This window comes from Polaromonas sp. JS666, assembly GCF_900103405.1.
GTDB lineage: Bacteria > Pseudomonadota > Gammaproteobacteria > Burkholderiales > Burkholderiaceae_C > Polaromonas.
This window is the reverse complement of record NZ_FNHX01000002.1, coordinates 4,496-17,056: the sequence shown is the minus strand read 5'-3', so window position 1 is coordinate 17,056 and position 12,561 is coordinate 4,496. Positions and strand designations below refer to the sequence as shown.

The window sequence follows — 12,561 nt, the reverse complement described above, 5'->3', positions numbered from 1 at the left end:
CGGTGCCCCAAATTGGGGACGCCATCCCTGCCGGCCCCTTGTCCCCAAAACTGGGGACAGACAGGCCGGTTGCCATCGCATAGCATGCCCGAGGCGGGTATTGACTGTTGCCGCGCGTGCTGCATGATGGGCGGCAAAGGGCATACACTGCCGGGCACGCCGACAGGAAGCGGTGGCCACGAGGCAAGCAAAAATAAAGAAGGCCGGGAAGCGCTATGTGGAACATTCTGAAGGCTTCGCTGCTGCTGGCAGCGCTGGCCGCTTCGGGTGCGGGCCGTGCCGAGCCGACGGAAATCTCTTTTTATTTCCCCATCGCGGTGGGCGGCCCCGTCGCCAAAAGCATTTCGGCGCTGGCCGCCGATTTTGAGAAAAGCCACCCCGACATCCGTGTCACGCCCGTCTACACCGGCACCTACAAGGATTCCATCGTCAAGGCGCTGACGGCGCACAAAAGCGGCACGCCGCCCGATGCGGCCGTGCTGTTCGCCGTGGACGTTTACACACTGATCGACGCCAATGCCATCGTGCCCTTCGACGACCTGGTCGCCGACGCCGCAGATGTGGCCTGGCTGCGCGGCTTTTACCCGGCCTTGATGGCCAACAGCCGCGCCGCCGGCCAGACCTGGGGCGTTCCCTTCCAGCGCTCGACCATCCTGCTTTACTGGAACAAGGCGCTTTTCCGCCAGGCCGGCCTGGACCCTGAACGCCCGCCGGCCAACTGGGCGGAGATGGCCGATTACGCGCGCAAGCTGACGCGGCGCGACGCGGCCGGCAACACCACGCAGTGGGGCCTGCAGATCCCGTCCTCCGGCTTTCCCTATTGGCTGTTCCAGGGCCTGGCCACGGGCAACGGCGCCGAACTCATGAACGCGGCAGGCACCAAGACCTACTTTGACAAGCCCGCCGTGGTGGATGCATTGCGCTATTGGGTGGGCCTGTCGCGCGAGCACAAGGTGCACCCGCCCGGCATCGTCGAATGGGGCACCACGCCCAACGACTTCCTGGACGGCAAGGCCGCGATGATCTGGACCACCAGCGGCAACCTGGGCAACCTCAAGGCCAAGGCCGGCTTTGATTTCGGCGTGGGCATGCTGCCCGGCAATACGCGCCGCGGTTCGCCCACGGGCGGCGGCAATTTCTATGTGTTTCGCAAGGCCTCGCCGGCGCAGCAAAAGGCCGCCTTCCGTTTTATCCAGTGGATGGTCGCGCCCGAACGCACCGCGCGCTGGGGCATTGACTCGGGCTACATCGCCGTCAGCCCGACGGCCTGGGAGACCAGCGCCATGAAAAAGTATGTGGCGGAGTTTCCGCAGGCGGCGGTCGCGCGCGACCAGCTGCCGCAGGCCGTGGCCGAACTTTCCACGCATGAGAACCAGCGCGTGACGCGCGCGCTCAACGCCGGCCTGGCGGCGGCGCTCACCGGCGCCAAGACGCCGCAGCAGGCCCTGAAGGACGCGCAGGCCGAGGCCGAGCGCATCCTGCTGCCTTACCAGCGCTAACAGCCACACGCATGGCCAACAGATCTTCTTCCTCGTCTTCCTTGCCCGGTGCCGTGAAGGCGCAGCCACCGGCCATCCGGCGGCTGCGTTTTTTCAGCTACCTGCTGCCCTGCGTGGTGCTGGGCCTGGCGCTGGCAGCGGCCTGGTATTTCTGGGAACGGGAACGCCAGGAGATTGAACAGGCCCTGCAGGTCGAGTTTGACGCACGCGTGCGCGAGACCACCAGCCTGTTTCGCGAGCGCATGCTGGCCTACGAGCAGGCGCTGCGCGCCACACACGGGCTGTTTGCCACGTCCGACAAGGTGCAGCGCGGGGACTTCCAGTCCTTTGTGGCCAATCTGCGCATCCAGAACCACCCGGGCCTGCAGGGCATGGGCTTTGCGCTCATTGTGGCGCCCGACGAGCGCGAACGCCACATCGCCATGGTGCGCAGCCAGGGTTTTCCGGCCTACACGGTGCAAGCACCCGGCGACAGCGGCGCCAGCACCTCGGCGCTGTACTTTGAGCCGACGGGTTCCTCCTTCCTGAGCACCCTGGGCACCGACTATTTCGCAGAGCCCTCGCGCAGGCCCGCCATGGAGGCCGCTCGCGACAGCGGCGGCATCGCGGTCTCCAACAAGGTCAAACTGCCCGAGGAGGACGCGGCGCAGGTGCAGGCCGGCTACCGCATGTACCTGCCGGTCTATAAAAACGGCACGCCGCACGCCACGGTGGCCGAGCGGCGCGCCAACATCTCGGGCTGGATCTACGCCGCCTTCAGCATGGACGGCCTGATGGACAACATCCTGGGCGAGCGCGCCAATATCACCGTCGAGGTTTACGACGGCGCGGGGCAGGGCGACGACCAGCTGATAGACACCTACAGCGACCGCGTGGGCGGGGAGTCCGCCGTCAAGCTGTTCTATGCGACGCAGCAGGTGGAGGTGGGCGGCTACGGCTGGACGCTGACGGCGCGCTCGCTGCCCAACTTCACCACCGCCATCGCCATCAGCAAGCTGCAGCTGGTGGCCCGCCTGGGCGCAGCGGCCAGCGCGATGCTGGCGCTGCTCACCTGGGTTTTGCTGCGCCGCCGCCTGCGCGCGCTCAGCGCCGCCGAGCATCTGCGCAGCGCCAAGGAACACGCCGAAGCGGCCAGCCGCGCCAAGTCGCAATTTCTGGCGGTCGCCAGCCATGACCTGCGCCAGCCCATACAGGCCCTGAGCCTGTTTGTGGCCACGCTGCAGGCCATGGCCGGGCGGCCCCAGATACCGGGGACGGAAGTCAGCCACATCGCGCAGCGCCTGCAACTGGCGCTCAACGGCTTGGGGCGTTTGCTCAATGGCTTGTTCGATTTGTCGCGGCTGGACAGCGGTACGGTGGACGTGGCGCGGCGGCCTGTGGAGGTGGCGGGGCTGCTGGCGGAGCTGAACAATGCATTTGCCGGGCCGGCCGGGGCCAAAGGCCTGGGCTTCAAGGTGCGCGCGCCGCGCGGCCTTTGGGTCGACACCGACCCGCTGGTGCTGGCGCGCGTGCTGTCCAACCTGGCGGCCAATGCGGTGCGCTACACCGACAAGGGCCGCATCCTGGTTGGCTGCCGGCCGCGCGGCAACCTGCTGGAGTTCCAGGTGTTCGACACCGGCATAGGCATCGCCGACGACGAGCGCGCGCGCATCTTCGGCGAGTTCTACCAGGTGCCCGACGTGGCGCGCGAACGCGAGCACGGCCTGGGCCTGGGGCTGGCCATCGTGTCGCGCTCGGTGCCGCTGCTGGGTGGAGAAATTCGTGTGCGTTCGACGCCGGGCAAAGGCTCGGTGTTTTCCGTCACGCTGCCGCGCGCGGCGGCGCCTGCGGCAGCGGAGCCTGGTGCGGCACACGCGGCAGGCCATTTCACGGGTAGCGTGCTGGTGGTCGACGACGACCCCGTGGTGCGCGAGTCCATGCAGCGCCTGCTGGGCGAATGGGGCCACCAGGTGCGTGTGGCCGCCACGCTGGGGGAGGCGATCAATGCCGCAGCCGAGCAGGCGGACTCGCTGGAACTGGTTCTCACCGATTACCACCTGGGCCATGGTGTGACCGGCCCCGAGATCGTCGAAGCGGTGGAGCGCCGCCTGGGCCGGCAGGTGTCCGCCGTCATCATCACCGGCGATACCTCCGCCGAAACAGTTGCCGAGGCAGCCCGCAACGGCCTGCGCCTGCTCTACAAGCCGGTGGAGCCGCGTGTACTGGCCGCATTGATGAAAAGCATTCAATGAGCATCACCATGACATCCACTCCCTCCACCATCGCGACCACCCGAATCATTCTTGCTGAAGACCATGTGCTGATGCGCGACGGCCTGAAGATGCTGCTGGGCACCCAGCCAGGTCTTGAGGTTGTCGCGGAAACCGGCGACGGCATGGCGGTGGAAGCGCTGGTGAGGCAATTCAACCCCCAACTCCTGTTGCTGGACCTGGGCCTGCCCGGTCAGCATGGCGTGAAGATCGCCGCCAGCATCAAGGCCGAGTGCAGCGACACCGTCAAGGTGCTGGTGCTCACCGGCGACCTGCAGGCCGACTCCGTCAGGCAGGCGCTGGCCGCGGGCGCCGACGGTTATGTGCACAAAAGCGAAGACAGCGCCGAGCTGCTACAGGCCGTGCATGCCGTGCTGGCCGGCCGGCAGTATGTGAGCAGCAATATCGCCGCGGCCTTTTCACCGCGCGCACGGCTGGTGGACTCCGCGGGAGACAGCCTGGTCGCGACGCCGCGCGAGCGCGAGATCATGTCGCTGGTGGCGCGCGGCTTGAGCAACCGCGAGATCGCCGAGCTGCTGGCCATCAGTGTGCTGACGGTGCGGACGCATCGGCAGAATTTGATGGAGAAGTTTTCCTTGCGGAATGCGGCGGAGATCACCGCTTACGCCGTGCAGCGCGGCTACTACAGCCCCGTCTGAACCACAAAGCATTTGTTTCTTCGGCTTGTCCCCAAAACTGGGGACAAGCCCGCGCACCTGCGCCCGCTGCTCCGCCCGCTACTGCATCGGCAGTATTGCTGCGCTGAAGCCCGTTACAGAAAATCGCCCGCATGTGATTCGTAAGTCCATGCGTCTTGCTGTTCTGTGAAGGTTGATGGGTGGCCAAAGTGCGCGTCCCAAAAGGGAAATTTTCACATCGGCATTAGCGCCATGTCCCCATAACTAGGGACATACAGGCGGGGAGTGGACTTTTACGATTTGCACGTTTTGTCACAGGCGCGCGAGGCGCGTGCCTGTGGCCGGTAGTCGCCTAGGTCCTATTTTTTTTTCCGGAAGTCCTCATCATGAAAAGCCACGCCAGCATGAACCGCATCTACCGTCTTGTCTGGAATGCCGCCCTCAGCCTCTGGGTGGCGGTGGCGGAAAATGCCAAGGGGCGCAGCAAGGGTGGTTCGGCGCGCGGCAGCGTGCAGTGGGATGACGTAGAGGCGCAAGGAGGAAGTGGAGGCGAGGGCGGCGGCGCGGGCTTCAGGCTTAACACCGCCTGCCGGGCGGCATTGGTACTGCTGGCTTCCCTGGCCATGCTCACGCATGAAGTACGCGCGGCCGATGCGGCCAATGCCAGTGTGTCGGCTGGCGCCGCCGGCATTTCGACGGTGGGCAACACCACCACCATCAACCAAAGCACCCAGCGTGTGGCCATCGACTGGACTTCGCTCTCCACCGCAGCCAACGAGGCGCTGCGGTTCAACCAGCCCAATGCGGCGGCCATTGCGCTGAACCGCATCACGGGCAGCAGCCCCAGTGAGCTGCTGGGCAGTCTGACGGCGAATGGCCAGGTTTTCATTCTCAATCCCAACGGCGTGCTGTTCGGTGCGGGCTCGCAGGTCAACGTCGGCGGCCTGGTGGCTTCGACGCTTTCCATGAGCAATGCCGACTTTATGGCCGGCAACCATGTGTTCACCGGCTCGGGCGGCTCCGGCTCTGTGGTCAACCAGGGCACGCTGACGGCGGCCAATGGCGGCTACATCGCCTTGCTGGCGCCCGAGGTGCGCAACGAAGGCGTGATAGGCGCAACGCTGGGCACGGCCTTGCTGGCGGCCGGCAACAAGGTCACGCTCAATATCGACAACGGCAGCCTGCTGGGCTACAGCATCGACCAGGGGGCAGTCAATGCGCTGGCCGAGAACAGGCAGCTCATCAAGGCCGATGGCGGCCAGGTGCTGCTCTCGGCCAAGGCCATGGACAGCCTGACCATGGCCACAGTGAACAACACCGGCGTCATCGAAGCCAAAACGATCCAGAACAAGGCCGGCCGCATACTGCTGATGGGTGACATGGAGACCGGAACGGTCCATGTGGGCGGCACGCTGGATGCGAGCGCCCCCAACGGCGGCGACGGCGGGTTTGTTGAAACGTCCGCCGCGCACGTCAAGGTGGCCGACAGCGCCAGGGTCACTACGCTGGCCGCTGAAGGCAGTGGCGGCCGCACCGGAAAATGGCTGATAGACCCGAACGACTTCACCATCTCCGCCACGGGCGACATGTCTGCCGCGGCCGTCGCGACCGCCCTGACCGGCGGCAATTTTGAAATCGCGACCGCCACCATGGGCACGGCCGGCGGCAACGGCGACATCCACGTGAACCAGGCTATCAACCGGACGGACAGCAACACCTTTACCTTGACCGCTGAGCGCGACATCAATATCAACCAGGCTATCGGGAAAAGCGCTGGAGGCGCGGCTGGTTTGACAATGACCGCCGCGGGCAATATCGGTTTTAACGCCAATGTCACTTCCTCCTCCGGCGCCCTGGCGCTGACGGCCAACGCCGGCGGCGACATCACCGGCGGCGGAACCCTGAACACGAACACCGGCGCGATAGACATGACGGCCGGCGGCAGCATCGGCGACCTGGGGCAGATCAATGCAGGCAGTTTGAAGCTGAAAGCCACCACGGGTGAACTGATCGTGAATAGCGGCGTGGACTGGCGAGCCAGCTCCTTCGACCTGTACGCGGGCACGAACATCCGGGGCAGCGACCCCAACTCCCCCGCCAACGTCATGGTCTTGGGCAACGGCAACTTCACTGCGTCAGCGGGCAACACGGGCAACGGCCGAATACGCGTGAACGCCTCCAGCGGCGCCATAGGCACGCTCAACCTGACTTCGCAGGGAACGGGCGGCGGCGGGCAGATCGATTTCAGCAGCGATTCGGCCGTCGGCAACCCGTTCATCACCGCTGCCCATGACGTGAGCGTCAGCGTGAGCGGCAACCTTAACTTCAACGCCTTGACCCTGACGGGCGTCAACCAGAACGTCAACATGGCGGCCAACGGCGGCACTCTGACGCTGGGTGCCTTTAATGCCGGAATGGGCAACCTGACTTTGTCGGGCGGCGCCATCGCCATGGGCGGCGCCCTGAGCGCCAAAGACCTCAGCCTGAGCGCGACCAACGGCCTGAACATCAACCAGGACCTCACGGCGACCGGCAACCTGGCGCTCGCCGCGAGCAATGCGGCCATCCAGCAAACCGCCGGTGCCCTGGTGGTAGGCGGTACGACCAGCGTCAACGCCGGCGCGGGCCAGGTGAGCCTGACCGGCACCAACAGTTTCACCGGCGCGGTCAGCGTCAGCAACCTTGGCGCGAACAATGTCGCCATCAACGCCGGCAGCGGCTCGCTCACGCTGGGCTCCTCATCGGTCGGCAGTGGCATGGTGGCTCTGAGTGCGACCGACGCCGCCGCAGGCGACATCACCATCGCCAACGGCGCAACCGTCAGCGCCAATGGCGGCAATGTGCAGCTCACCGGCCGCGACATCACCTTCAACGGCACAGGCGCTGTCACCACCACGGGCGACGTCTATCTGGCCGGGCGGAACATCCGGCAGGGCGGCACCGGCGTTGCCGTCACGGCCAACAACCTGGCGATACGCTCCAGCGGCTACGTCGGCAACAGCGGCGCTGCGGACAAGCTCAATACCCAGGTGAACAAGCTCTCTGCCGTGGCGCCGGGCGCGATCTCGGTGAGCAACACCGGCGCGCTGACGGTCGACACCGCCACTTTCGCGGGTTCGACGGTTCCGGGCGGCGCCATCGCCGGCGTGAGCAGCACGGGCGGCGCGATCTCGCTGGCCACCGTCGACACAGGGGGGGGGGCGGACAACCTGACGCTCAACAAATCCGTCACCACCACCGGCGGCGCGGCCAACACCATCAACCTGCAGGCCAACGACGACTACACCCAGAACGCGGGTGCCTTTGTGACAACCGTGGGCGCCAATGCCACGCTGGGTGCGGGCCGCAACATCATGATCAGCGAGACCGGCAATGCCGTTTCCACTTCGGGCGCCAACGGCGCGGTGGATTCCAACGGCCAGGCCGCCGGCAATATCAGCATCACGACCTCGGGCGCCGCCGGCGCTGCCATCAACATCCTGGGCAACCTGGCCGCCAAGGGGGGCGGCGCGAACAACGGCAACTATGTTTCCAACGTCGGCAATACCGGCGGCCGGGGCGGCGACGTCACCTTGTCCACGGCGGGAAGTACCAACTGGATCAGCGTCGGTAGTATTGATGCCGCCGGCGGCAACGGCGCGGCCAATTCGACGGGCGTCTACGGTGTGGGCGGCAGCGGCGGTGTGGTCAACATCACCACCAACGGCGCCGGCTCGGCCATACAGACGGGCAATATTTCTTCCGCCGGCGCGACGACAGGTTATATCGGCGACGGCGGCCATGCCGGGGCCGTTACGGTGACCGCGTCGGGCGCGACGTCCGGCGTGACGACGGGCAATATCTCGGCCTTTGGCGGCGCGGTCAACGGCCAGCCGGCACTGGGCTTTAGCGGTGGCAACGGCGCCAACGTGACGGTCAGCGGCACCGGCAGCATCACCACAGGGTTCATCGACACCCACGGCGAGGGCGCCACCGCCAACAGCGGCCGCAACAATATGACGACCGGCAAGGGCGGCAATATTGCCGTTACCACCACCACCAACGGCTCCGACATCAGCACCGGTGCCCTGAGCAGCCACTCCAAGGACGCCTTCTGCGTCAACAACCGCAGTTGCACGCTACAGGCGGCAGGCAACATCACCATCACTTCAAAGGGCTTCGTAAAGATCAACGGTGACGTGCATGCCCAGGGTGGCAATGCCAACGGAGGCAACGTCGCCAAGAACGGCGCTGCCGCGGGCAATGTGTCCATCACTTCGAACACGACAACGGCCGGCAAGACCGTGCTGATCAACGGCGGTATCTATGCCAATGGCGGCAATGGCGTCTTTAATGGAAACGGCGGCGCGGCTGGTACGGTCACCGTGAGCTCGAATTCCCTCAACGGCGACATCGGCATCAACGGCGGCATTTCCGCCAAAGGCGGCTCGGGCAGCACGGCTGGCGCCAGCCAGGCCGTGAACGTCACTGCGACCCAGGGCGCGGTATGGCAAGGCCTGGGCAACTGGTTTGACGGCCTTACGGTGGCGGTGAATGCCAACAAGGGCATAGGCGCGGGCAGCGGGCTGGATATGAGTGGCGTCACACCCATGGACATGAGCGGGCGCTTGGGCATCATGCCGGTCACCGGCACCGCGCAGAACAAGTTCACCAGCGCATCCGGCTCGACCCGGGTTGTTTTCGGCGGCGGGGCCGCGAACGTGGCCGGTACCCAGGTGCAGAACCTGAACTTCAGCGGTGACCTGGACATCGCCACCGCCAACGGTGCACTCAACGTGGGCGCCATGACGCGCACCGGCGCGGGCAATATCTTGCTGACGGCCAACGGTGGCGACCTGACCATCAACTCGGGCAATGTGCTGACGGCCGCCAACGGCAACATCGCTCTCCAGGCCAGCGGCAACGTGGTGTTTGTCAACAACTCTCTGGCGCAGACCACGGGGGGCGACCTGTATGTGAACGCAGGCGGAAGCATCCAGCAGACCAACACCGCGACGGCGCTTAGCGGCAACAAGCTGGCGCTGCGGGCCGGCGGCTACATCGGTGACGGCGCGGGCGGCGACAACACACTCAACACCAGCGTGAATGCGCTGTCGGCCGTAGCCGGCGGCAACATTGGCATCAGCAACAACAAGGCGCTGGCGATTGACCAGGTGACGTTTGGCGGCGCTACCGTTCCTGGCGGCGCCATCGACGGTGTGTCGACCACCGGCACCGGCAATCTGGCTGTGAGCACCACGGTCGACACTTTGACGGTGACCGCGCCTGTTTCTGTGGCCGACGGAACGCTGGCCCTCAGTGGCGCCACCGATCTCATATTGGACAGTTCCGTCACCAACCCCGGACGCGCAGTGCAACTCACCGCCGGCAGCGGCAGCATCAGCGGCACGGGCGAGGTCGTAGCCGGCACGATCACGGCCACCGCGGCTACCGGCATCAACCTGCTGGCTGATACGGCGGCGCTGACGGCCACCAGCACTTCGGGGCCTATCGCCGTGACCACTGACTTTGCGGTAAGCGTTGAAAATGTTTCCACCACGGGCACGGTGAATCTGACGGCCACGGCCGGCAACCTGGAAGTGAAAACCGTTTCCGGCTCCGCGGTGACGCTCACAGCCGCGGCTGGCGCGATCAACGACGCCAACGGCACCGACAACAACATCACAGCCGGCACACTGACCGCTTCGTCTCATAACGGCATCACCCTGGGCACCGATGTCAGCGGCCTGCAGACGCTGTCTACTACCGGCATTTTTGGCGACATCACCATCACCACCGCCAATGCGCTAAACACCGCCAACTACAGCATCAGCACCAACGGCGGATCGGCGCAAAACGTCAGCCTGACGTCCAACTCCACCTCGGGCATAACCGTGGGCAATGCCTTTGCCGCCACCAACGACAACATCAGCCTCACAGCCACGGCTGGCGACATCAGCCTGGGCAGTGCCATCGGCGCCGCGGGACTGGCGCTCAATGCCCAGGGCAGCATCAACGCGCCGGCCGCCATCAATGTGAGCGGTGTGTTTGAACTCAAGGGCGGCACTTTCAGCCAGGTTGGCAGCTTGCCGTCGTTCACTGCCAATGACTTCCGCATCAGCGGCGGCACCTTTGTGCGCGCGCTGGCCGGTGACGGCCTGAGCACCGGCACGGCCTACCAGATTGCCGACATCTACGGCCTGCAGGGTGCGGGCTCCGCCGGCATGCTGGACAAGAACTTCAAACTGGCCAACAACATTGATGCCAGCGGCGCCGTGAGCTGGAATGCGGGTGAGGGCTTCACTCCTGTGGGCACTACCCTCTCTGCATTCGCCGGCAGCTTGAATGGCCAGAACCACGTCATCAGCAACCTGACCATCAACCGGGCCGCCAGCGACTATATTGGCTTGTTCGGGGTGACGTCGGTGTTCAGCGCGATCAGCAATCTGGGATTGGTGGGCGGCAATTTCACCGGGAACTACCGGGTCGGCGGGCTGGCCGCAAATAGCATAGGAACCATCACCAACAGCTATGTCATGAACACGACGCTCACCGGGCTTAGCGATGTCGGTGGGCTGGCAGGGTTTAACGGTGGGACGATCACCAACAGCTATGCAGCGGGCGGTGCGGTCAGTGGATACCAGGTGGGCGGCCTGGTGGGCAACAACTCCGGCTCTGTGGTCAGAAGCTATGCGTCCACCAGCGTGAGCGGCACCGACGCCGGTGGCCTGGTGGGCGGCGGCGGCTCGGTAACCAGTAGTTTCTGGGACACCCAGACCACGGGCCAGGCCACCAGCGCGGGCGGCGGCACGGGCATACTCACCGCGGACATGATGAAGGCCCAGACCTTTATCGACGCCGGCTGGAATGCCAGCAACATGGGCGGCGATGGCAGCACCTGGCGCATCTACGAAGGCAACACCGGCCCGCTGCTGCGCAGCTTCCTGACTGCGCTGAATCTGGGCGACACCAGCTTGACCTACAACGGCGGCACGCAGACGGGCGGCACCACCGCCGTTGCGGGTGTGTCGGGTAGCAACGCCAGCGGGCGCAATGCGGGCAGCTACGCCACCGGTTATTACTCGAACCAGCAGGGTTACGACATCATCGGCGGCGGGCTGAACATCGCCAAAGCCGACCTGACGCTGAGCAGCAGCAACGTGACCAAGACCTACGACGGCACGCTCTCGGCCGCCGGCACGGCGGTGGCCGCGGCGAGCACGGCACTGCTGGGCGGCGACACCGCCAGCGGCGGCAGCTTTGCCTTTACCGACAAGAATGCGGGCACGGGCAACAAGACCGTGACGCCGACCGGCGTGACGGTCAATGACGGCAATGGCGGCAACAACTACAACGTCAGCTATGCCGACAACACCACCAGCACCATCAACAGGGCCAACCTGACGGTCACCGCGACCGGCGTGACCAAGACCTATGACGGCACGACCAGCGCCACGGGTACGGGCACGGTGGGCGCGCTGGCCGGTGCGGCCGCCGGTGAGCTGGTCAACGCCGCCGGCAGCCAGGCCTTCCTGGACAAGAATGCCGGCACGGGCAACAAGGTGGTGCGCGCCAGCGGCGTGACCATCAAGGACAGTGGCAATGCCGACGTCACGGGCAACTACAACATTGCTTATGTGGACGATGCCACCAGCACCATCAACAAGGCCAGCCTGACGGTGACGGCCACCGGCGTGACCAAGACCTATGACGGCACGACCAGCGCCACGGGCACCGGCACGGTGGCCGCGCTGGCCGGCGCAGCTGCGGGCGAAGTGGTGGATGCCGCCGGCAGCCAGGCCTTCCTGGACAAGAACGCCGGTACTGCCAACAAGACGGTGCGCGCCAGCGGCGTGACCATCAAAGACAGCGGCAACGTCGACGTGAGCGGCAACTACAACATCACGTATGCCGACAACACCACCAGCACCATCAACAAGGCCAACCTGACGGTCACGGCGACGGGCGTGACCAAGACCTATGACGGCACCTTGAGCGCCACGGGCACGGGCACGGTGGGCGCACTGGCCGGCGCGGGCGCCGGTGAGCTGGTCAATGCCGCCGGCAGCCAGGCCTTCCTGGACAAGAACGCCGGCAGCGCCAACAAGACGGTGCGCGCCAGCGGTGTGACCATCAAGGACAGCGGCAATGCCGACGTGAGCGGCAACTACAACATCGCCTATGTGGACGACACGA

The 12,561-nt window shown here is 65.6% G+C and carries 4 protein-coding genes; all 4 read left to right on the top strand.

All coding sequences use genetic code 11. From position 1 onward, the window contains the following. Positions 1-215 precede the first annotated feature (215 nt). A complete protein-coding gene (locus BLQ85_RS04475) occupies positions 216-1,499 on the top strand; it encodes an ABC transporter substrate-binding protein (RefSeq protein ID WP_074575178.1) in 1,284 nt (427 codons plus the stop codon). Positions 1,500-1,510: 11 nt separating this feature from the next. Next, a complete protein-coding gene (locus BLQ85_RS04470; RefSeq protein WP_083336744.1) occupies positions 1,511-3,730 on the top strand; it encodes a CHASE domain-containing protein in 2,220 nt (739 codons plus the stop codon). A gap of 8 nt (positions 3,731-3,738) precedes the next feature. Then, positions 3,739-4,407, top strand: coding sequence for a response regulator (locus BLQ85_RS04465; protein ID WP_074575812.1), 669 nt, complete (start codon positions 3,739-3,741; stop codon positions 4,405-4,407). Between the two features lie 365 nt (positions 4,408-4,772). Further along, a partial coding sequence (locus BLQ85_RS04460) for a two-partner secretion domain-containing protein (protein ID WP_074575176.1) occupies positions 4,773-12,561 on the top strand: 7,789 nt, incomplete at its 3' end.